We start from the raw sequence: 23,195 nt of genomic DNA on the forward strand, positions 1-23,195 counted from the left end.
GCTCCCACTGGGGTGGAACCTGTCCGTTGCTCTTCTTTATCTAGATTAGACCCGAATTAGTGTTTTTTTCCGCTTATCACTTTAGTAAGTCTAATAAAAATAGCGTTGATTCCCATGAGAATCAACGCTTAGACATAAATCTTTTCCTATGCTTAACCTCGTACTGAAGCCATAGAAATATGTACTCTTAATTACTATTGTCTTTTTCCAAAGGTTCATATGATTCTAAATACGAAATCCGTTCAAGCATAGTTGGATGACCATATCTGAATAATTTTACTAAATATGGTGGATTAACTTGGCTTAAACCTGCTCGTGTTAACTCTTGAAACGTACGTATAGCAGGTTCCTTCTCGTGTGTTAATTCAATCGCATATTCATCTGCGGCTCGTTCCTGATATCTAGAAACCGCATTTTCAACAGGAGAGGCAACAAAGGTAAGAACAGATATTAGTAAAAGTAATAAAGGTAAGACGGTGATTTCCCGAACTGACTCAACCTTCAGTAAGTGTCCCCACCTGTTGAGAATTCCGTCAATTAATCTACTGATGATAAATAAACCAACTAGTGTTAATAATAGATACCCTGCAATTCCTATGTAAATATGTTTCATGACATAATGAGCCATTTCGTGTGCCATAATGTATAAAATTTCCTCATCATTTAGTCGATTTAATGTGGTATCCCATAATACAATTCTAGAATTAGAGCCAATTCCTGTTACATAGGCGTTTAAGGCATTCGTTTTTTCTGCCATATTGACTTCATAAACATGCTCAGCTGGTATATCAGCTTGTGCTGCTAAAGATAAGATTTTTTGCTCAAGCTCCTTATCTTTCAAAGGATAAAAATCATTATAAAGGGGATCAATAACGACTGGTTGCAAGAACATTAAAAACAATGAAAACGGTACAGAACATACCCACGCATAAAACCACCAACGTTTACCGGTTCTTCTAATTAGCATAAACAAGACAGTAACAATGATGAACATCATTGCATAATCAACCCAAAATCCAATCACAACATCCTTCATCCAACTTGAATAAGACTGTGTAGTAATTTCATAGTTTTTTGATAGTGTATAAGAAATCCATCTTAATGGATAAGACAAAACTTCCACTACCAATGTAAGATAGAATAAATAAATAGCAGTTTGTACGATTGAAAATTTTGAAACTGCTTTAGACCATGATCCAAATTTCACGGAAACACCTAATACTAAAATTAAGAAATAGAGTAACCAATCAAAAGGCAAATTGATGAAGAATAGAAGATTCCGTATTTTTGAATATTGTTCACTAAGCATTAATTCTCTGTCATTTAAGAACGTTGTTGGGTCTGCAGCCGTCCCTTGAAGTACAACTGGAATTTGAGTATCTGCTCCATAAAATAAATACCAGAACATTGCTAAAACATAGACTGCATAAATAACGATTGCTGATCCAATTACTTTTTTCAAGCTTTGTCCCTCCTCTTGTACAATCCCTAATATCTAGTCTAATAAAAATATGGGCCACTTAGAACTCCCTTTTCCCTCAAAGTACTATTATAGCCCCCTCAAACGATCATTAACTCCACACATAAACTTTATTTATATTTATTAAGAAATTGGACCACATACCCAGTAATAAGTTAAAAAGGTAGGTCAAACTATGGACAAAGAACATAATATTCGCTTAACATCAGCTGAGCTTTCAAGTCTCTGGGCAACTTACGTAAATGACAGTATGTCAATATGTGTATTAAGATATTTTCTTGAAAAGGTCAAAGATTTAGAAATTAAACCAATCCTCCAGCATGCAATAAATGTTTCTAGACAGCATGTTGAAATCATTAGGGATATATTTCAAGAAGAAGGAATTCCTGTGCCGATCGGATTTACTCACGAAGATGTAGACCCACCCTAGCGCCCCACCATTATTTCAGGATCCGATGTTTTTATCTTATCTAAAAAACATGACCAAAGGTGGCCTAGCAACGTATGGAGCAGTATTACCTAATATTGCTCGGAAGGATATTCGAGAGTTTTATTCTAGTTGTCTGGCATCTACTACGGAACTATATAATGAAACTACATCACTTTTATTGTCAAAAGGCTTGGAAATTAGGCCTCCATATATTCCATATCATACTAAAGTCGATTTTATTGAAAAACAAAGCTTTTTAGCAGGGTGGTTGGGTGAACAAAGACCTTTAACTGGTACGGAAATTATGCATTTATTTGCAAATATCCAAACAAACTCACTAGGCAAAGCCATTACTCTAGGGTTTGGACAAGTGTCAAAATCACCGAAAATAAGTAAATATATGAACCGTGGCAACGAAATTTCAAGCAAGCATATTGACATCTTTGCTAAGCATTTAAGTCGAGAAGACCTTCCTGTCCCTATGACCTGGGATCATGAAGTAGAAAACATAACAACCTCTCCTTTTTCTGAGAAATTGATGATGTTCCAAATTGGCTTATTAAGCTCTGCAGGTGTTGGAAATTATGGAGTTGCCATCTCTTTAAGTAAAAGAAGAGATGTTGCTGCAGATTACATTCGATTATCCGGAGAGGTATTACAATTTGCTGAAGATGGAATAAATATTAATATAGAAAATGGGTGGTTGGAAAGACCGCCACATGCGGCTGACCGGGATGAAATCAATAAGCTAAAATAAGTAGCAGGCGTCGGGATTTACGATAGCCTGATTTTTTTTATACTTTTTTCACCGATACTATACTGTAAATACAAGTTTCTATTTTTGTTAGCATAGATGTCTACCCTGAAAAAAGAAATGCGGAAGGCGCTCGTTCATCGGCGACAGGCATAAGACAAGACGGCTAGAAGGTTGCTTTTTAAACTTCTTGCCGGCTTGACTTAGACCTGAGAGCCGATAGCGCCTGAAGCTAGACACTAAGCTAAGTATAATTTTTCATCCTACATGGTGCTAATTTTAATTAGCATAGAAGTCTACCCTGAAAATAACTTTGGTTGTGGAGTTCCATGAGCTGCGATCCACTTGCTTTCCGCGGGGTGGTCCGTGAGCCTCCTCGTCGCCAGGGGCTCAGCTCCTGCGGGGTCTCACGAGACCACTGGATCCCGCAGGAGTCAAGTGGCTCTCCGCTCATTCCACACTTAGTAAGTACCTATTTTCATTCTCCATGGTGCGAAATACATATTTAGCATGGATGTCTACCCTGAAAATACCTATGGATGGAGAGTTCCATGAGCTGCGATCCACACTATCGAAGACATTTTTCGTACTTCATGGTGAGAAATTAAAGTAGCATCGGCGTCTATCCAAAAAATACTGGGGCTATCCAGGTCTTCAAATACTTAAAGACAAAAAGTGCCTCCCCCAAGAGGAAACACTTCATTGAATTATTTTTTCCTAGACAATGCATTTCTATCATCGGCCGTAGGCGGTTGTTCCATCCAGCCATTTTTAATAAGTATGTTTGTTCCATCCTCAGCATATAAACCTATTTCGGCCATTAGACGCGTATATTGCACCATTAAATCACGTCTTTGACAAACTGACAAGGCACTCCCGTAATATCCCACTGATACTGAAATAAGAGATAATATATGAAAGAGCATTAGCTTATCAGAGTAGGGTGACACGATTGAATCTGATATCTCAGATGTCCACTTTCTAGGGGCAGGAAGATTGTCTTCAGATAAAATCGAGCCGAAAATTTCGATATGCTTCGTACAAATCTTTGCACCTCTTTGGAAATATTCTCGGAGCTCTTTTGAGCCAGCAACCTGAGCAAAGCCAATTTCCAAATCAATTTTAACTATTGTTTTTTGTGCGTTATAATATACATTTCCTATCTCTATTCCATTTAATGGTCTTCTTTTACCAAACCAACCTGTTAAGTAACTTTGCTTATTAACAAAGTCTACATCGTGTGGTGCATTAATGAAGGGTGGCCTACTAAAAATTCCTTTTTGCAACATTACATCTAAAATGCGATCGTACAATTCCATTGTTTCTGCACTACATTTAGTAAAGTATTTTCTTTGATCAGCTCGTACAGAGGTACCAACTGATAACGAATAACCGTTCATACCATGTAGTGCCATCGTATAAAGATATTGAAGCATAAACGTATCAGAGAACAAAGGAGGAGCGTTCATATTCACATCTTCTTTGGAAAATCCTTTAGGAAGTGGATAGCTTTCATTTGTTAGCATTTCTTTAATCTTAGCTAAATGTGATTCAGATAAACCTATTGCATATTCAAGTATTGCTGATACCTCTTTATCTTTTGAATGCTCCAAAGCATGTGAAAGAATACAAATGGACATACTATCGCTTTGATATTGAGTCCAGAGGGCTGATAATTCTGGAGCCGTCAACCTAACATTATGGCTTTGAACATCCATTAGCTTCTCTCCAATCATTTGTCATGCATACATAAAATGTTAAAGCAAATATAATCATTTCTCTTTAATTTTTGTTATTTTTAATATATTATACATTGCCTTTCAATTAAATTCAGAAATAAAAAACACCAATATGGTGTTTTAATAAAACTGTTTCGGTTACCTTTAAATGTTCATCGACATTTTTTTAAATGATTTAATTTCTAATCTTTAACGGTTTTTAAACAAATAGAAATGAATAAGCACTCAAAGCAACAATCGCACTTAATACCACAATAATCACATTCACTCCCAAATAGGCTACAGCAAACGCTACGGTTGCTCCAATAATACCAAACCACACATCTTCATTAATGGTAAAAATCCCTGGTATAATGAGTGCACCTAATGTAGCGTACGGTACATTCTTTAAAACACCTTGTAAAAAGGAAGGTAGCTTAATCCCACTTAGTGCAACAAAAGGAAGCATCCTCGGAATGTATGTGACGATTCCCATACCGATAATCATCCAGATAATATTACTGTTCATGATGCTCTCCTTCCCTTCTTTCCAATTTCCCACTAAAGAACTCAACTACAATTGCTGAAACCAATGTAGAGCATACTATTGCCCAACCAATTGATATCAATTGAGCAAGTAACGAATTTAAAATAGCTGCAAGTGCTGCTAAAATAATCACCTTTTTATGCTTCTTCATAGATGGCACAAGTAGCCCAACAAACATAGCATATAAGGCAACGGACATAGCTTCTTGAAGCGTTGATGGCAAGCTTGCCCCAATGATATGACCTACTCCTGAAAAGACAACCCAACTTGCATAAGAAACTGAGATTACTCCAAACAAATAGCCAGTAGTTACTGTTCCTTCCTTAATAGCTGAAACCGAGAAAGTTTCATCAGTAATACCAAACGAATATAAAGCCTTTTTAAATGGATGTTCGTTCTCTACCTTCTCATTTAAACTAGCACTCATTAAAAAATGACGGATATTTAAAATAAATGTTGCTAAGATAATTTCAAACACTCCTGTCCCTACGGCAATTAAACTCAGTGCTATATACTGAGACGCACCTGCAAAAACAACCAAACTCATTAATACTGTTTCCATAACAGTGAGGCCTGTTGATTTTGCTAAAAGGCCAAATGTAAGTGCAATAGGCATGTATCCTAGCGCGATTGCTACCCCAGCCTGGATTCCTTGACGAAATTCAGAAGGTTTCTTTAAAATTAAAGTTGTTGACATACTTCTTTCCCCTTTTATCTCTATATAATTCTTTTAAGATTGTAAAGACTTTCATCCCCATTGTAAACTATATTATTTATTTGAAAGAATATATATTTTTGAATGAAAAAAGATCGACCTGGCAGTAGCATTTCACTACTCTCCGATCGATCTTAAATTTATCATCCTAAAATGGCGCGATCATTTGTCATTTTTTCACCGCGGATTCTTTGGAATTCAGTTAATAATTGTTCAATCGTTAGCTTTTGCTTTTCTTCCTCATTTGCCTCAAAAATAATCTGACCCTTATCCATCATGATTAATCTGTTACCTAAATCTAATGCTTGTTGCATATTATGGGTAACCATTAGTGTTGTTAATCGATGATTTTCAACAATGTCCTTGGTTAAATTCGTAATTAACTCAGCACGTGATGGGTCAAGAGCTGCTGTATGTTCATCCAATAATAAAATATTGGGTTCTGTAAATGTGGCCATAAGTAAAGATAACGCCTGTCTTTCTCCACCTGACAATAGCCCTACCTTTGCGTTAAGTCGATTTTCCAAGCCAAGATGTAATGTTTCTAATTGCCCCTTGAAAAACTCTTTCCGTTTCTTTGTAACACCTAATCGAAGGGTTCTAGCTTTCGTTCGAGAATAAGCAATTGCCAAATTTTCCTCAATCGTCATTGTTGGTGCAGTTCCAGCCATCGGATCCTGAAATACTCGTCCGACTAACCTTGCTCGTTTATATTCAGGTAATGAAGTAACATCTTTCCCATCAATGATGACATGACCAATATCCGGAATAATTCTCCCAGCAATTGTATTCATAACAGTCGATTTTCCTGCTCCATTACTTCCTATTACTGTCACAAAGTCACCAGGCTTTAAGGAAAGAGAAAGGTGATTCAAAGCAATCTTCTCATCCATGGTACCCTCGTTAAACACCTTAAATACTTGATTCAATTCCAGCATCTTATTTCCCCCCCTTACCAATGACAAGATCTCCAGACGCCCTTGCTTTCAGCCTCAGGCTTTTTCGCTTCTTGTCCTTTTGCCGATCAATTGCCTTTGGTAATACTAATGCAGCAATAACAATTAATGCCGTTATCAACTTTACATCACTTGTTTCAAGAAAACGAACACGTAGAGCAATTGTGACAACAATACGATATATAATTGCTCCACCAATAACTGCTAAAGTTGTACGCGCAATCGTCTTTTTACCAAAGACTGCTTCACCAATAATAACAGAAGCTAAGCCGATAATAATCATTCCAATGCCCATTCCAATATCACTAAAGCCATTATATTGGGCAATTAATCCCCCAGCAAATGCGACTAACGCATTAGAGATACCTAACCCAAGAATAGTTAAATGGTCTGTATTAGCTGAAAAACTTCGTATCATAGTTTGGTTGTCACCTGTTGCTCTTATTGCTAACCCTACCTCTGTTTTCAAAAAACGATCCATAATTAATTTAATAGCAATGGTTAAAATTAACATAAAGAATATAATGCCCCATGTCTTAGGCGTGAAACCTAAAAGCCCGTTCATAGTATCATCTATTCCTAGGCCTTTCCAGAATTCAGTTAACTTTGTAATCACAGTTGATTCTTGTAAAAGGGGGATATTAGATCTCCCCATAATTCTAAGATTAATAGAATATAATGCAATCATCATTAAAATCCCTGATAAAAGTGCATTGATTTTTCCTTTAGTGTGCAAGATTCCTGTCATACAACCTGCGATGAAACCAGCTACTAAGGAGGCTAGAGTTGCAAGAAATGGGTTTACTCCATTAATTATTAACACCGCTGAAACAGCAGCCCCTGTAACAAAACTGCCGTCTACCGTTAAGTCTGGAAAATCTAAAATACGAAAAGATAGATATACACCCAACGCCATTATGGCATAAATAATTCCAGCTTCTACCGATCCAAAAATTGCTACTGGCATCCTTTTCGACCCTTTCTATTGTCAAATTTCTAAAATAGTATAAATGAATGAAGGGTCAGACCCACTTCATCATAGTTTCTATGAATATAGTGTGGTCAGACCCAACTGAGTCAAGCAATTATCATCATTCGTTTACATATTCAGCAATGTCATCCCATTCAGATTTTAGAGTTATCCCCATTTCCTCAGCCGCTTGTTTATTAATTTGAAGCTTCAGATTTTGTGGATATTGAACAGGTAATTCAGTTGCTTCCTTTTCACCAAGAAGAATTTGTGCAGCCATTTCTCCTGCTTCATAACCGATATCAAAGTAGTCAAATCCATATGCTGCAAAACCACCACGAGCAACAGAATCTAATTCACCGACAAATAAAGGAATATCTTCATCATTAGCTACCTGAATAACAGACTCAAGTGCAGAAACAACTGTATTATCAGTAATGATATAAAATACATCCGCTTTTCCAATTAAAGATTCGGTTGCTTGTTTTACCTCTGCAGACGTTGAGACAGAAACCAATTCAGTCGTAATTCCAGTTCCCTCTAAAGCTTTTTCAACTAACTCCACTTGGGCAACCGAATTTTGCTCACCGGAATTATAGACCATCCCTAGCTTTTTTGCTTCTGGAAAGTTATCTGTAATAAATTTTACTGTGTTTGGAATCGCATCTGGATGAGTATCAGTTGTTCCAGTAATATTAGGACCCGGCTTATCCATTGCTTCTACAAGAGCAGCTCCAACAGGATCTGTAACAGATGTAAATACGATTGGAATTTCGCTTGTTGCATTTAATGCACTTAGTGCACTTGGAGTTGAGTTAGCAAAAATAAGATCGACATTGTCTCCAACAAAATTAGTGGCAATCGATTGGTTATTATTAGGATCTCCTTGTGCAATTTGAACATCGTACTCTACCTTTAATCCTTTATCTTCCAATGCCTTTTGAAATCCATCAACTGCCGCGTCTAGTGCCGGATGTTCAACAATCTGAGTGACGCCTACTTTATATGTATCTTCGTCTCCCCCACTATTTCCACAACCAGCTAACAAAAGAGCACTTGCTATTGAGCCTACGACTAACGATTTCCATTTTTTATTTTTCATTCTATTTCCCCCTATACGCACTTTTACGCTTTTATGCTTTTATGTAGTAAATTATACAGAGAATTTAGCAGACTTCAAGAGTTATTTTTATTTTTAAGATTTTAATACTTACTTCCTTCGACTGTTAAATCTTCTAAAATATAAAAAATTTAAGAAATACCGGGCAAATCCCGTTCCTTTTTTAATTAGTAAAAATCCGATAATTTGTACTCTTCGCCTTTTACTCCTTTATCATACAGGGGGTAAATTTCTCCACCACACTACTTACACGAAAACATAGATGGAGTGGTAGTATCTAGACCAAAAGGTATGTAGACCAGCTATTACTCTAGGAGTTACTTTTGCTTTCTTTATAATTGGCTGTGTCCGATGATATTGATTTCACTGCGGTTGAATTTAAACGGGAAAATTCCGCTTAAATTGGGAAATAACAACATTTCCCTTAAAGTAACAGGAGTTTTTCCGCTTATATGAACCTAATCTTTAGATTTAGTCCTATATTAGAGAAGTTAACCGGAATATCTCCGCTTATAGTGCTTCTTATGCCCCTACTAAATACATTAACCGGAATTTCTCCGTCTATAAGTTCCTATAAAAACGCGAAAAATCAACAAGATGAATAAAAATGCTTTTAAAAAATCTACATGATTCCTACAGTCTCATCCATTAATATTTTTTGAAAGATGTCGGTGTAGGAAGAAGACATCATGTCATCCAAAAATTACATGTCTATGATTAACTTGGAAAACATCTTCTGTGAGTAGTAGTCTACTCTACTATTCACTTTTCTCAACAGAACAGCTGTTACAATATCTACCTTACAACTGGTAACACAAGATTTTATACCTTCCAATCTTTTAAAAAAACACCTACATCTCATTTGAGATGTAGGTGTTTGAATTTTACACATTCAATTGATTTTTAAGTGCACGACGAAGGATTTTTCCAGTTGTGTTTTTTGGTAATTCCTCTAAAAATGTGATTGAACTAGGTACTTTATATTTCGCTAGGTGTTCCTGACAATAATTAAGTAAGATTTCCTCTGTCAGACTTTGATCGTTAGCAACAACATAGCTACTTACAGCTTCACCTAGGTTTGGATCAGGAACCCCAACAACTGCTGCCTCCACTACTCCAGGATGATTATAGAATACCTCTTCCACCTCGCGAGGGTATACATTGTATCCTCCAACAATAATCATATCCTTTTTACGATCAACAATATAGAAATACCCTTCTTCGTCCTGTTTCGCTAAGTCTCCAGTATAAAGCCAACCATTTTTGATGGTGTGCTCTGTTTCCTCTGGCATCTTATAATACCCCTTCATGACATTTGGACCTCGAACAATTAATTCTCCTACTTCTCCAGTAGGAACTTCTACACCTAACGGGTCGACTATTTTATTTTCAACATTATTAATACTCGTACCTATCGATCCAGGTTTTCTTGGTCTATTTAACGGATTAAAACATGTCACTGGCGAAGCTTCTGATAGACCATAGCCTTCAGATATACGAACACGGAATTTCTTCTCAAAATTATTTAGAAGCGCTACCGGCATTGAAGCACCACCAGATACGCATAATCGAAAGCTATTCAAGTCCTCTGGATTTCCTTCTGGGTACTGTAACAGGAAGTTATACATTGTTGGTACCCCAGCAAACACAGTTCCACCATATTCCTTTGTAACCCTAAATACTTCGGCAGGGCTGAATTGTGGAATGATAAGTAGTGTAGCTCCATTCATAAGTGGTGCGTTTAAAGCCACCGTTAAACAAAACACATGAAACATCGGAAGCGTCGTTATTACACGATCAGCGTCGGTTATTTTCAAATACTTTGCAGTATCGTTCGCATTGCTATACAGATTTTTATGTGTAAGCATCGCGCCCTTAGGTTTACCGGTTGTTCCTGAGGTATATAAGATAACTGCGACATCGTCTTCCTGAAGTTCAGGGCCCTCAAAATTAAGCGCACCTTGTTCAACTACTCTTGCAAATGATTTCAACTTAGGATAAATTGATAACCTTGTTACATCTAGTGATGCTTCTGCCCCTTTAGGTGTTTCACAAGCAATAATATGTTCAACCATGGAAAGATGGCTTTCCATTTTTTCTAGGAGTGGGACAAGCAAATCAAGTGCAATAACAGCTTTCACATCGCCATTATTGATGATATAACCTATCTCATCAGGAGTATAAATTGGATTAATCGGGATAACCGTTGCCCCAACTCTAAGCGCACCGTATAAACCAATGATAAAATGAGGTGAATTGCGAAGCAATAATGCTACATGATCACCTTTTGAAATTCCCATTTGACTCAAACCACTAGCAAATTTTGAAACTGCTGCATCTAGCTCGGCATATGAAGTAGTATAATCACTAAAAATATAAGCTGGCTTTTCCTGATACTTTATTGCGCTTTCTGCTAATTGTGAAGATAAATTCAAACCCATTCCCCTCCCCTAATTATTATGAATGACCACTCATTCATAATTTTTATGTAAAGAAAACATAGAAAGCCTATACTAACTATGTTCCTTAACCCCTTTTTGAAACCGCTTACCCAAATGTTGAAAAAAAGCCATAAACGAGTTCATTTACTAGCTTCTTTCAATCTATTATTATTATATCTGAATTAAAAGCGAAGTATCAAGCAATGTCTAAAAAAATATTAAAAGATCTAAATTTATTTCTCCCAAGTAAATCCTGAACTAGCCAGAGCAATAGGTCCACTAAAAAGTGTTGATGCTTGGTCTTTCAGAATTGTATGTTCACCATAATGAGGAAGATGTGTTAGTATTAGTTGTTTCACATTAGCTTCATGAGCTATTTTACCAGCCTCAACACTTGTCATATGCCCCATTTTTGAACCATCTTGATCACCATATAAATTACACTCACAAAGCAAAAGATCTGCGTTCATAGAAAAGTGAATAAATTCATCCATATAACTTGAATCGGCAGTGTAAACCACTGAATAATTACCTACTTCAATTTTCATCGCATAACAAACAGCAGGATGCTTCGTTTTCATGAAAGAAAGTGAAAACGGTCCTATTTGAAGGGTATCGTCTGCCTGGTAGACGATTGCCTTTGTAATATCTTTATATTGTAATTGATCAAACCCTCCTTCATCATCATGATGACCATAAATCGGTAATACAGAAGTTTCTTTATGTAAGTAGGTTGAAATAAGTCTCGCATACTGTAATGGACCTATATCTGCAATATGGTCATGGTGATAATGGGATAGAATGACGGCATCAATGTCCTTAAGCTGGACATAGTTCTGAAGCTGTGATAGAACACCGCTACCACAATCAACTAATAAACGAAACCCATCATGCTCAAATAAATAGCCGGAACTAGCTTCATTCGCTGCTGGAAACCCGCCCCAATAACCAATAATCGTTACTTTCATATCCTCGTCACATCCTTAAATATCTATTTTACACTTTATTTTCCCCTAACAATCAATCAATTATCTCATTTATAGACAGATTTATTATTTTTTATTTGTTGCAAAACAGGTATTGACTTAAAATAAACTGTTATAATACAATGTATATAATAAAAAGGAATGGAGGGTTTTAAATGTTAATGAAAAGCACAGAATTTTTTAAGAATCTTCCCGCCAAAAAGTGTACTGAATGTGGAAAAGAAATCTCAGAACAACATGAGTGCTATGGTAACAACTGCGATCAATGTATGAAGATTAGATAACTAAGAAAATGAAAGTTCCATAAATTTTTTTCAAAAAATTAGTCCTTCATCATAAAATTGACGAAGGACTTTTATTTATTGTAAGCGCAGGTCTTTTTACCCTTGCTCTTGTAGATAAATATTCTTTACATTAGCATCTACCATTTTTGACACAGTCGATTCTCTTACAATTAATTCTAATGAAAGGATGTGCTCTTGTCGCGATTGATAACTCTTACTATGCAACTTTTCAACGAGAGTGTATAAGGCGAGTGATGCCATTTGTTTTGTTGGTTGATGTACAGTGGTTATGGTAGGTTGCATCAGTTCAGCAATAACCTGATTATCAAAACCTATCACTGCTAAGTCTTCAGGAATTCTCCATCCAAATCGTTTTGCCTCAGATATTATACCAGCAGCCACTTCATCCCCACCTGTAAAAACAGCAGAAGGCTTATCAAGCATATCCTTGATTCGGTGAAAAATCTCTCTGCCTTCTTGAATATTAGCACCACGGAATGAAAAGCGATCATCAAATGAAAGTTGATGTTCTTTAAGCGCCTTTAAAAACCCTACTTTTCTTCTTGTTCCTACCTTACTAGTTTTACTTCGACAGCAATAAGCTATTTTTTCATGGCCGAGCTCTAGTAGATGCTTTGTTGCAATATAACCACCATATTCCTGGTTCACATGAACCACAGGTACTGTCGCGCGGTCATCTTCTTCATTACATAGAATAATAGGGCCATATTGTAAATACTCCTCAATTTTATCCCATTCATTATGAATTGAAGCCAAAATCACCCCATCTACCTGCTTCGTTTTTAATAGATTTAAATAGGTGATTTCCTTTTCCTTCGAATACCTTGTTTGACAAACAATCAATTGATAGCCACGTTCAGATGCTGCAATTTCCATCGATTCAATTAATTGACTGAAAAAAGGATTGGTAATTCGTGGAACTAAAACAGCAAGCATCCCTGTTTTCTGGTTTCGAAGACTTCTTGCAGCGGAATTTGGTACATAACCTAGCTGATTCATCGCATGTAACACTTGTTGTTTTTTTTCAATTGATACATATGGATGATTATTGATCACTCTAGATACTGTCGTCCTCGACAACCCTGCCAGTTTTGCAACATCCTCAATTGTAGCCATGACATTACCCCTTAAAATGTAATCGTTTTCATTTAAGTATAAAAGCATTGGGCAATTTTATCAACATAAAATGGGATTTTCAGTCATTTATTTGTTACATATCTATAGTAAAAAGATAGGTTGTAAGAAAAGTGTTGCTGTGCCAGTACATTTCTCAACCACACTTCTTACATGAAAATATATTATAATATTTTAGCCCAGTGTTGTTGAATTTAAAGGGAAAAATTCCACTTAGATTGGGAAATATCAACATTCCCCTAAAAATAACGGGAGATTTTCTCCTTATATGAACCTAATCTTTAAATTCAGTCATATATTAGTGAAGTTAACGGGATTTTCTCCACTTATCTGCTTCTTAATCCCCCACTAGATACATTAGCGGGAATTTCTCCGCTTATGAGTCCTATACCTACACGAAAAATCAACTAAGATGAATAACAATGGTGGTAGGACAAAAAATTATATTTTCTTATAAAATAAAAAACTCCAGGGATTACCTGAAGTCTCTTATAATCACTACAAAACTAGTTCTCTCTGATTTACTCTTAGATAATCTAAAACTTTTTGTACAGCAGCTTCACCTTGATCTATACAATCTGGAATTCCAAGTCCATTATAGGAACCTCCAGCCAAAAACACACCTGGTAATTCCTCCTTCAATGAAACTCTTATTTTGTTTAGCCTTTCTAGATGACCTACGGCATATTGTGGCATAGATTCCTTCCAACGAGTAATAATTGAAAAATCTGGTTTCTCAGTAATATCCATGGTCTTACTTAAATCATCTAATACAACCTTAATGATTTCATCATCTGATTGTTCTACAATAGCTTCATCATTCGCTCCACCAACATAACAACGTAATAATACTTTACCTTCAGGCGTAGAGTGATTCCATTTTTTATGCGTCCAAGTACAAGCTGTAAGTGTATAATCATTATTTCTAGAGACAACAAAGCCGGTTCCGTCAATATCCTTTTTTATCGCTGATTTAGGAAAAGCCATTGCTACATTTGCAACAGACGTAGATGGCATCTCTTTATACGAATCCAGGAATGAGTATTGAGATAACATTGCTTGTGTTGCTTGATGAGGAGTCGCTATCACCACACTGTCAGCACACATCAGTTCACCGTTACTTAAAGAAAGTTGATATTGATTGTTGTCTTTTTCGATATGTTCAACTTTGACTCCAACCTTCACAGTACCTGGAATAAGTTTGGACTCAATTCTTTCTACAAACGATTGTAATCCTGTGGAAATTGTTAAAAACATCCCCTCTTTTCTTACATTCGCTTTTGAATCTTTAGGTTTTGGAGGAGACATTTTCTTCATACCAAGTACTAGACTTCTATGCTTTTGCTCCACTTGATAAAATTGTGGAAATGTAGACATTAAACTTAAATGATCAATGTCTCCAGCATAAATACCAGATAATAATGGTTCAATTAAGTTATCAACAACCTCATCCCCTAATCGCCTTCTAAAGAATTGACCCAAAGATTGATCAGTTGTCACACCTGACTTTGGTAGAAGAAAGTCTAGGCTCGCCCTAAGCTTGCCCATCGGGGTAAAAAGACCAGTGGTAATGAATGGTCCTACTTCTGTAGGAATACCCATGATAGATCCACCAGGCATTGGATAAAGCTTACCTCTAACCAGTACGAAGGATTTCCCAGAGGAATTATGAACTAGTTTGTCTGCAATACCAACTTCCTCAGCTAATCTTGCAGCGCTTTTTTTTCGTGCTAAAAAGGAATCCGGCCCCTTTTCAATAACAAATCCGTCTTTTACAACTGTTTGGATCTTTCCGCCAAGTTTGTGACTCGCCTCAAGCAGCTGACATTCTAAGTTAATACCATTTACTCTAGCTTCTTTTTGTAAATAATAAGCTGCTGTTAAACCAGTAATCCCACCACCAATGATGACAACCCTTTGGTTAACACCACTCACTTACATCGCCTTCTTTTCAGTTTATTAAAGGCTGTTTTCTCATTAAGAAAACAGCCTTGATTATTCTAGGCTACCTCTTTGAACTGTTGTTTAGAATGGTCGAAGTACAACCTATGAACCCTGTGGAGTGGCAATTTCCCTCTAAGCCGAGAAGTATTTTTTCCACTCTTAAATGAGTTCAATTATCAACATTTTTTCAGAGAAGAGCCTGTTATAAAATTAATTGTAACATTAATTATTTGATTTGTTTCAGGACAACTGTGGCTAAACAGTTAATAAATTCAGGTTGAACATTGGGCATTTCTGGACGATAGTACTTGGCACCAAGTTCATCTGTGACCACTTTACATTCAAAATCATTATCATAAAGAACCTCTAAATGGTCGGAAACAAAACCTGCTGGCACATAAACAAAGGAAGTATAACCTTTTGTTTCATATAATTCTCTTGTTAAGTCTTGAACATCTGGTCCAATCCAAGGCTCAGGTGTATTCCCTGCACTTTGCCAACCAATTTCTACATGCTCAATTCCAGTTGCTTTTGCAATTAGTTCCGCCGTTTCTTTAAGCTGTTCAGGATAAGGGTCACCTGCTGCAATAATTTTCTCAGGTAAACTATGTGCAGATACGATGAGAACTGCCTTTTCACGTTCCTCTTCACTCATATTTCCAAACGTCTCACTTACCTTAGTTGCCCAATAGTCGATAAACTTAGGCTCGTCATACCAGCTTTCAACTGAATAAATCGTTGGACCACCTAGCTTCTCAGCTTCCTCTTTAGCACGTCCGTTGTATGACTTGATACTAAAGGTAGAGAAATGAGGTGCTAAGACTATACTTACTGCTTCTTCCAATCCATTTTCATTCATTTGTTTTACTGCATCCTCAATAAATGGTTCAATATGTTTTAAGCCGAGATACATTTTGAATTCTATTTCATCCTGTATTTCATTTAAATGAGTTTCTAGCGCTTTTGCTTGCTCTTCGGTTATTTTTGCAAGGGGTGAAATTCCACCAATTGCTTGATATCGATCTTTTAAATCTTGTAACATTTCATTAGATGGAGCACGTCCATGTCGAATATGTGTATAATATCTTTCCACATCTTCTTCTTTATATGGAGTTCCATAGGCCATTACGAGTAGTCCCATTTTTTTCTTTGTCATTTCGTTAACACCTCTTATTATAATAACAATTATTATTTAATATTTATTTTAATCTATTAACTAGAGGTTGTAAATGAACATGCCTATTATTTGGTTGTATATTCATGAACAAATGTAGCTAATTTCTTAAGTGTTTCAGGTTTTACTTCTGGAAATACTCCATGACCAAGATTAAAAATATAGCCTGGTTGCTTCATTCCCTGATCAAGGATCGCTTTTGTTCTTTCCTCAATTACTTCCCATGGTGCTAAAAGAATGGCTGGATCAAGGTTTCCTTGAACAGACTTTGTAATTCCTAAATCTCTTGCTTCATTAATTTGAAGTCTCCAATCAAGCCCAACAACATCTAATGGTAGGTCGTGCCATTCAAGGGCTAAGTGGCTAGCACCTACTCCAAACATGATTAATGGGACACCTTCAGATCGTAATTCAGTAAAAATACGGTGCATCACTGGTTTAATATAATGACGATAATCCGCTACATTTAAAGCTCCGACCCAAGAGTCAAAGATTTGGATTGCGCTTACACCTGCTTCAATTTGTGCTTTTACATAAGAAATAGTCATGGTAGCAAGCTTATCCATCAACGCAAACCAAGCTTTAGGCTCTGCATACATAAACGATTTTGTTTTATTGTAGTTTTTAGATGGTCCACCTTCAATCATGTAACTAGCAAGAGTAAATGGAGCACCAGCAAACCCAATAAGTGGTACAGTTAATTGTTCAGTTGTAAGAAGTTTAATCGTATCAAGTACATATGGAACATCATCCTTAGGGTGAATGACACCTAATGCCTCTACATCCTTTAAACTGCGAATTGGATTACTAATTACAGGACCAATTCCAGATTTTATTTCAACATCTACTCCAATTGCAGGCAGTGGAGTCATAATATCCTTATAAAGGATAGCAGCATCTACATTGTATTGTTCAACTGGAAGTCTTGTCACATATGCACAAATTTCTGGTTGGTGTGTAATTTCAAACAAACTATACTTTTCCTTTAATGCACGATATTCTGGTTGAGATCGACCTGCTTGTCTCATATACCATAGTGGCACATGTGAAGTCTCCTCGCCCTTTGCAGCCCTTAAAAATGTATCATTTGTAATTTTACTCATAAATTATATCCCCTTTCTTCCATCATCCTTATAATCATTATCCATTATGTATATGTTTTGCTGTTTTCATAAACTTTGTTGCTTTTAAAGTCATGTACACCTTTATGAACTAAAGCAGAGTGACATCTTTTCTTTATTAGCAAAAAATCTTACTCCTAAAAAAAGGTGTGGCTTACTTGAATTTAGGTCAATAAGCAACAATTGTTTAGAAAAGAGCCATATTTATAAACTCATCTTTTTTATTGTCAGAGTTTGTTTCATACAACAAGTGCCAGACACCACTTCTTTAGGAATCTTTACCTTAAGAAATGCGGTGGTGCCTGGCACTTTCGTGACACCCACTTATCACTATAATTGTTTATCTCTTATTTTGCATATAATCATGCTCATTTGTCAAAAATTCGACACTATTTAATGCTTGAAAACAACTCAGGACGTACCGTATTAGATTTTACCCCTTCTTCATCTGTTTGTGTATTATACGGGACTACATAATATGAAGGAAGAGAAAAAATATTGATATTTTCAATTTCAAAAATCCCTTCACCTTCAATACTAGCTATAAACTCTGGTTCACCTTGCGTTGTTTTATAAACATGGTACTCCACTCTTTTATCACTTGATGGTGTCCAAGTTAACGATACTGTAAATAATCCAAGGGGGCGAAATGAAATATCTGCCTTTAGGTCATCAACCTGAGCTAATCGGATCGGGGGCTCGAGTTCAGTAACATCTGTTGGGATTGTAAAGGCTACTTCTTTAGGTAACCTAGACTTTTCAAGAATGTCTTTAAATAACTTTGTCGGGAATGAGCTTCCTTGTTGTAAATAGTGCTGTTCATCGGTTCGATCATACCCCATCCATACGGCACCTACTACAGAAGGAGTATATCCAACAAACCAGGCATCCTTAATTGCTCCTTCTTTTGCAGGATAATTAGTAGTGCCTGTCTTCCCTGCAAGTGCACCTGAATAGGAACCTAATCTAGCAGTACCTTCATCAACGACCCCTTCAAGCATTCTTGTCATATACCATGCTGTTTGTTTTGAGAATACATCCTTTTCCTCAATGCTTGCTTGCCCGACTACCTTATCATTTCTATCAACAATCTTTGAAATCACGTGTGGCTGAACAATATTCCCACCATTCGCGAATGCCCGATATGCTTTTGCCATATTTATCGGAGAAATACCATCCTCTAATCCTCCAAGAGCAATGGATAGACCATTATCTGGAATGGTTATCCCCGATTTCGCGAGGTATTTCTTACCTGTTTCTATACCAAGTTGATCTAACATCCACACGGCTGGAGCATTAGCGGATTCCAAAAGCGCATCATACATGGATATTTTCTCTTTATAGATATTGTTATAATTTTTCGGTTCATATTCTCCATAGGTAAGCTTTTGGTCAACCAGCATTGAATAAGGTTCAAATTTATCTTCTTCAAGAGCCGGTCCATAAACAGCTAACGGCTTTATCGTGGAGCCAGGTTGTCTCTTGACCTCTACGCGATTAAGCCCTCTTTGAACATACTCACGTCCTCCTATTGCTGCGATAACACCACCAGTTTTATTATCTAGTAATACAAAAGAACCCTCGGCTTTATCATCTGTGCCTGGAAAATAGCTAGAATTTTGAAATAACTGATAAGCGATGTCCTGAACCTCTCGTTTTAGTGGAACAGTGATTGTATATCCACCACGTAATAGTTCTTCATTTGATAAACCATATAACGTTTTTGCCTCATTAAACACCATATCAATATATGTCATAAGTTCAGGAGCTGAAGTATCTTGATGTACATTCAATGTAACCACTCTTCCTTGGTAACGAACAGCTTCTTCGGCAGTTAAGAATCCACGGTCTTCCATAATACTTAAAATAAGATCTCTTCTATTCTTAGCGTTATCTAAGTTTAAGATTGGCGAATAGGTTGAGGGTGCCTTAGGAATCCCAGCCAATAATGCTCCTTCTTCTGCAGTTAAATCGTTAACATTCTTGTTAAAATAAAGCTTGGACGCTGCCTGAATACCATATGCTCCATGACCAAAATAAATACGATTTAAATACATCTCTAGTAGTTTACTCTTACTATATTTTTTTTCTAAGTTGAGGGCAATAACCACTTCTTTTGTCTTCCTCAGCCATGTTTTATCACTAGTAAGAAAGACATTTTTTGCAAGTTGCTGTGTGATTGTACTACCACCTTCAACCTTACTTCCTGCCATAATGTCTTTATATAATGCACGGGTAATTGAACGGATATCAATGCCATGATGTTGATAGAAACGTGTGTCCTCTACGGCAACAAATGCATTTTGGACATAATCTGGAACATCATCAATTGTTACCAAATCCCTGTTTTCCAAGTATAATTTGGTGATTAAATTACCTTCCTCATCAACAAGCTTTGTGGCTGAATTCATAACAAGCATTTTTTCATCAATCACATAGTCACCAGCGAAAAGGATAAGTAAATATCCAACAAAACTAAGCAACACAGTCAATACGACTGCAACGCTTGTAAACAATAACTTCTTTTTCATTGACGACACCTCTCCTTTCATTCGGTGATCAGGAATCGTGTTTATCTATACGAATTTACGACAGAGGATATTGCATAACAATCATATAGTAAATTCGACAAATTTTGTACAATTTTATGTGTATTTATTTAATGATTATTATTAGAGTAAATCTTTCACAGTATGTATAATAAAAGCAATTAATGTCTAATTTTTCCTAACAGCTGATATACTTAACAATATAAAAGCGGAATCGCCTCGATCAGACCCGAAAGGAGATGGTGGACACTGACTAGGAAGCTTGCTTCCGCCGGAAGGGTCTGAAGCTCTCGAGGGACTAGGCGCTGGAGCTAGACAAAGAATTGATTCAAATTATATACATTCTCATATCTTAAGAAAGAGGTGTTTTAGTTGAACCTATATATGACACAAGGGACCCCAGAGTATTTATTAAAGTTAAAAAATCAACACACAAATACAGAGATGTTTCTTTTCGAAAATGAAGATCGTGGATTATTAATTCATGAAACGAGCAATGAAACAGTTTTTCAAGAACCAAGAACGTATGAAGTGGTAGATCAGGTAGGTGAATTAAAAAATAATAGCTTTGTTGTATGCAATAACATCCCCGTTACAGATGAAGGTCGACCAGTTTTTGAATACCGATTCAAGAATCGTGCAGGCTTAATTGAAAAAGAACCAGGATTTGTTGCAATAAGAGTCCTCCGACCAGTCGATAGTGATACATATGTGATTATGACTCTTTGGAACGAAGAAAAAGATTTTAAACAATGGCAACAATCAAAAGCCTATGAGCATGCTCATAAAAAAAGAGGCACTTCAGAGGGAATTGATCACCAAAAGTCCTATTTCCCTCGTCCTTCATATGTTACAACCTATACAGAATATGTCGAAGAAGACTAGAAAAGCATGCGGCGCCCGCCTATCGGCACAGGTATAAGACAATCAGCTCACAAGAATGAATTCTTTTGAATCTTTGAAGGTGCTTTTTGCTCTTCCGCCTGAGATTGACTAGATATTATTGGATATAAGAGACGATGTGGCCTTAAGTTAGAGCCAGAACTTAGTTGGAATTTTTAAGTTAAAATAACATAGGAGGAGACTTCTCCCTCCTATGTCCTAAGTCTTAATACCCGATATTCTCCAAATTAAACCCACAAGTCGGAAAGATTTGACACTATTTTTTTACTATTTCCAAGGAAATGTCACAATTTATACACAAAATATTATTCGTAAAAATAGACTTTTTTCTTGTAGCATCATCTTAAAACCCCTCATATTCTGTATTACATCATTAGTAGGTGTAAGGCCTAGATGAGTTTCATTATTGCAACGATACCTTCTTTTCTTCCACACCTTTTCTCCGAAACACAATCTAAGTTTTCCTTAACTAGTGAAAATCATTAAGGAGGACATTTTTATGATTATTGAATTAACTGCATTACATTGGATTTATGTAGCCTTCATTCTCCTCATTATTGGTTTTATGGTTGCTAGAAGAGATACCACCCTTGTTTGTATTATAGGTATTTTCATCCTAGCCATAACTGCAACAGGATCTCTCAGTGCATCAGTAAGTGGAATTTTTAATAGTTTCATCTTTGCAATCACTGAGTTGCTCTCTACCATTCTAGTAATCTCAATCATAGTTGCTATGAGTAAAGCGCTGACGATCACTGGTATAAACGATTATATGATATCTCCATTCACGAAGTTTATTCGCACCCCCGCCCTTGCTTACTGGACCACTGGGATATTAATGATGATCATTTCTTGGTTTTTCTGGCCCTCACCTGCAGTAGCATTGTTAGGGGCTGTTCTGTTACCTGTTGCAATGAGAGTTGGTTTACCTGCGCTAGGTGTGGCGATGGCAATGAACCTGTTTGGTCATGGAATTGCACTATCTGGTGACTTTATCATTCAAGCTGCTCCAAAATTAACTGCAGATGCCGCGGGCCTAGAAGTGATGGAGGTTATCAAAGCAAGTGTTCCTTTAGTTTTTGTAATGGGCTTGGTAACCACAGTAGTCGCTTTCCTTTTCCTAAGAAGAGATATGAAAAAAGGAAATCTATCAGTTGGTACGTATACTCAGACAACTCCAACTGCCGAAGAAGAAAAAGTGTCAAAATCCCTCTCTTCAGGGACTAAAAAGTTCTTTGCTCTTCTTATTCCACTCCTATTTGCTCTAGATGTTGCTGCCATGTACTTTCTTAATCTCCAAGGCGGAGATGCTACAGCATTAATTGGTGGAACTTCTGTCTTTATCCTCATCTTAATCGCTTTAGCGGCTCACAAGAATAAAGGGCTTGAAAAGACTACTTCTTATTTAATAGAAGGTTTTCAATTTGGATTTAAAGTGTTTGGAGCAGTCATTCCTATTGCTGCTTTCTTTTATCTAGGGGACTCCGGATTCACTCAAATAATTGGAGACTTTTTACCAAAGAACTCCCAAGGAATTGTAAATGACCTAGGTGTTGGTCTCGCATCTGTTGTTCCTTTAAATGCACAAGTTGGAGCAATTACCTTAACTGGTGTTGGGGCAATTACTGGTCTTGATGGATCAGGATTCTCGGGCATTTCACTTGCTGGATCAATCGCTCAACTTTTTGCGACAGCCATTGGGGCCGGTGCTGCCACTTTAACCGCATTAGGTCAAATCGCTGCGATTTGGGTCGGTGGAGGGACTCTTGTTCCTTGGGCATTGATTCCTGCAGCGGCTATTTGTGGGGTCGATCCGTTTGAGCTTGCAAGACGGAACTTATTGCCGGTTGTGATTGGGTTGGTTGTGACGACGATTGTGGCGATGTTTTTGATATAGTAATAGAAATGGCCTCTCACGTAGTGGGAGGCTAATTTTTTGGAACTCTGT

19 protein-coding genes are annotated in these 23,195 nt (G+C 36.8%); 5 read left to right on the forward strand and 14 right to left on the reverse strand.

Annotation, left to right across the window (positions count from 1 at the left end):
* Nucleotides 1-187 precede the first annotated feature (187 nt).
* A complete protein-coding gene (locus BK579_RS19360; RefSeq protein ID WP_235848475.1) occupies nt 188-1,462 on the reverse strand; it encodes a M48 family metallopeptidase in 1,275 nt (424 codons plus the stop codon).
* A 193-nt stretch (nt 1,463-1,655) separates the two neighbouring features.
* Here BK579_RS19360 and BK579_RS26780 point away from each other — a divergent pair, with 193 nt between their 5' ends.
* Both BK579_RS26780 and BK579_RS26785 read left to right on the forward strand, forming a co-directional pair.
* Nucleotides 1,656-1,910 carry a DUF3231 family protein gene (locus tag BK579_RS26780; protein ID WP_268876520.1) on the forward strand — a complete coding sequence of 85 codons (255 nt, stop codon included), beginning with the start codon at nt 1,656-1,658 and terminating at the stop codon, nt 1,908-1,910.
* 49 nt (nt 1,911-1,959) lie between these two features.
* A complete protein-coding gene (locus tag BK579_RS26785; RefSeq protein WP_268876521.1) occupies nt 1,960-2,667 on the forward strand; it encodes a DUF3231 family protein in 708 nt (235 codons plus the stop codon).
* Nucleotides 2,668-3,371: 704 nt separating this feature from the next.
* Here the strand turns inward: BK579_RS26785 and BK579_RS19370 are convergent.
* The 8 genes from BK579_RS19370 to BK579_RS19405 all read right to left on the reverse strand — a co-directional run bounded on the left by BK579_RS19370 (nt 3,372) and on the right by BK579_RS19405 (nt 12,099).
* Nucleotides 3,372-4,382, reverse strand: a complete 1,011-nt coding sequence (locus BK579_RS19370; RefSeq protein ID WP_078548308.1) for a DUF3231 family protein — start codon at nt 4,380-4,382, stop codon at nt 3,372-3,374.
* Between the two features lie 220 nt (nt 4,383-4,602).
* On the reverse strand, nt 4,603-4,911 hold the full coding sequence (locus BK579_RS19375; protein WP_078548310.1) for an AzlD domain-containing protein: 309 nt from the start codon (nt 4,909-4,911) through the stop codon (nt 4,603-4,605).
* Nucleotides 4,901-5,626 carry an AzlC family ABC transporter permease gene (locus tag BK579_RS19380; RefSeq protein ID WP_078548312.1) on the reverse strand — a complete coding sequence of 242 codons (726 nt, stop codon included), beginning with the start codon at nt 5,624-5,626 and terminating at the stop codon, nt 4,901-4,903. The genes BK579_RS19375 and BK579_RS19380 overlap by 11 nt, the downstream gene beginning before the upstream one ends.
* 161 nt (nt 5,627-5,787) lie before the next feature.
* Nucleotides 5,788-6,582 carry an ABC transporter ATP-binding protein gene (locus tag BK579_RS19385; protein WP_078548314.1) on the reverse strand — a complete coding sequence of 265 codons (795 nt, stop codon included), beginning with the start codon at nt 6,580-6,582 and terminating at the stop codon, nt 5,788-5,790.
* A 1-nt stretch (nt 6,583) separates the two neighbouring features.
* Nucleotides 6,584-7,567, reverse strand: coding sequence for an ABC transporter permease (locus tag BK579_RS19390; protein ID WP_078548316.1), 984 nt, complete (start codon nt 7,565-7,567; stop codon nt 6,584-6,586).
* Between the two features lie 124 nt (nt 7,568-7,691).
* Nucleotides 7,692-8,672: an ABC transporter substrate-binding protein gene (locus BK579_RS19395; RefSeq protein ID WP_078548318.1), complete on the reverse strand. Its 981-nt coding sequence runs from the start codon at nt 8,670-8,672 to the stop codon at nt 7,692-7,694.
* A 902-nt stretch (nt 8,673-9,574) separates the two neighbouring features.
* On the reverse strand, nt 9,575-11,125 hold the full coding sequence (locus BK579_RS19400) for a fatty acid--CoA ligase family protein (RefSeq protein ID WP_078550704.1): 1,551 nt from the start codon (nt 11,123-11,125) through the stop codon (nt 9,575-9,577).
* Nucleotides 11,126-11,364: 239 nt separating this feature from the next.
* Entirely contained in the window at nt 11,365-12,099 is a 735-nt protein-coding gene (locus BK579_RS19405; protein ID WP_078548320.1) for an MBL fold metallo-hydrolase, read from the reverse strand.
* A 173-nt stretch (nt 12,100-12,272) separates the two neighbouring features.
* On the opposite strand from BK579_RS19405, the gene yhfH reads away from it, so the two are divergent.
* On the forward strand, nt 12,273-12,401 hold the full coding sequence (yhfH, locus tag BK579_RS19410; protein WP_078548322.1) for a protein YhfH: 129 nt from the start codon (nt 12,273-12,275) through the stop codon (nt 12,399-12,401).
* A gap of 96 nt (nt 12,402-12,497) precedes the next feature.
* Here yhfH and BK579_RS19415 read toward each other — a convergent pair whose 3' ends face one another.
* From BK579_RS19415 to BK579_RS19435, 5 genes are all read right to left on the reverse strand, one after another.
* The gene (locus BK579_RS19415; protein WP_078548324.1) at nt 12,498-13,538 is read right to left on the reverse strand and encodes a LacI family DNA-binding transcriptional regulator; all 1,041 of its coding nucleotides are present in this window, start codon (nt 13,536-13,538) and stop codon (nt 12,498-12,500) included.
* 516 nt (nt 13,539-14,054) lie between these two features.
* The gene (gene hemY, locus BK579_RS19420) at nt 14,055-15,491 is read right to left on the reverse strand and encodes a protoporphyrinogen oxidase (protein WP_078548326.1); all 1,437 of its coding nucleotides are present in this window, start codon (nt 15,489-15,491) and stop codon (nt 14,055-14,057) included.
* Nucleotides 15,492-15,726: 235 nt separating this feature from the next.
* Nucleotides 15,727-16,656: a ferrochelatase gene (gene hemH, locus BK579_RS19425; RefSeq protein WP_078548328.1), complete on the reverse strand. Its 930-nt coding sequence runs from the start codon at nt 16,654-16,656 to the stop codon at nt 15,727-15,729.
* A gap of 86 nt (nt 16,657-16,742) precedes the next feature.
* Nucleotides 16,743-17,777: a uroporphyrinogen decarboxylase gene (hemE, locus tag BK579_RS19430; RefSeq protein WP_078548330.1), complete on the reverse strand. Its 1,035-nt coding sequence runs from the start codon at nt 17,775-17,777 to the stop codon at nt 16,743-16,745.
* 407 nt (nt 17,778-18,184) lie between these two features.
* A complete protein-coding gene (locus BK579_RS19435; RefSeq protein ID WP_078548331.1) occupies nt 18,185-20,326 on the reverse strand; it encodes a transglycosylase domain-containing protein in 2,142 nt (713 codons plus the stop codon).
* 390 nt (nt 20,327-20,716) lie between these two features.
* Between BK579_RS19435 and BK579_RS19440 the strand changes: the two genes are divergently transcribed.
* On the forward strand, nt 20,717-21,229 hold the full coding sequence (locus tag BK579_RS19440; RefSeq protein ID WP_078548332.1) for an antibiotic biosynthesis monooxygenase family protein: 513 nt from the start codon (nt 20,717-20,719) through the stop codon (nt 21,227-21,229).
* A 517-nt stretch (nt 21,230-21,746) separates the two neighbouring features.
* Nucleotides 21,747-23,144 carry a hypothetical protein gene (locus tag BK579_RS19445; RefSeq protein WP_078548333.1) on the forward strand — a complete coding sequence of 466 codons (1,398 nt, stop codon included), beginning with the start codon at nt 21,747-21,749 and terminating at the stop codon, nt 23,142-23,144.
* The last annotated feature ends 51 nt before the right edge of the window (nt 23,145-23,195 follow it).

The sequence above is a fragment of the Litchfieldia alkalitelluris genome (genome assembly GCF_002019645.1).
In the GTDB taxonomy this organism is placed as follows: domain Bacteria; phylum Bacillota; class Bacilli; order Bacillales; family Bacillaceae_L; genus Litchfieldia; species Litchfieldia alkalitelluris.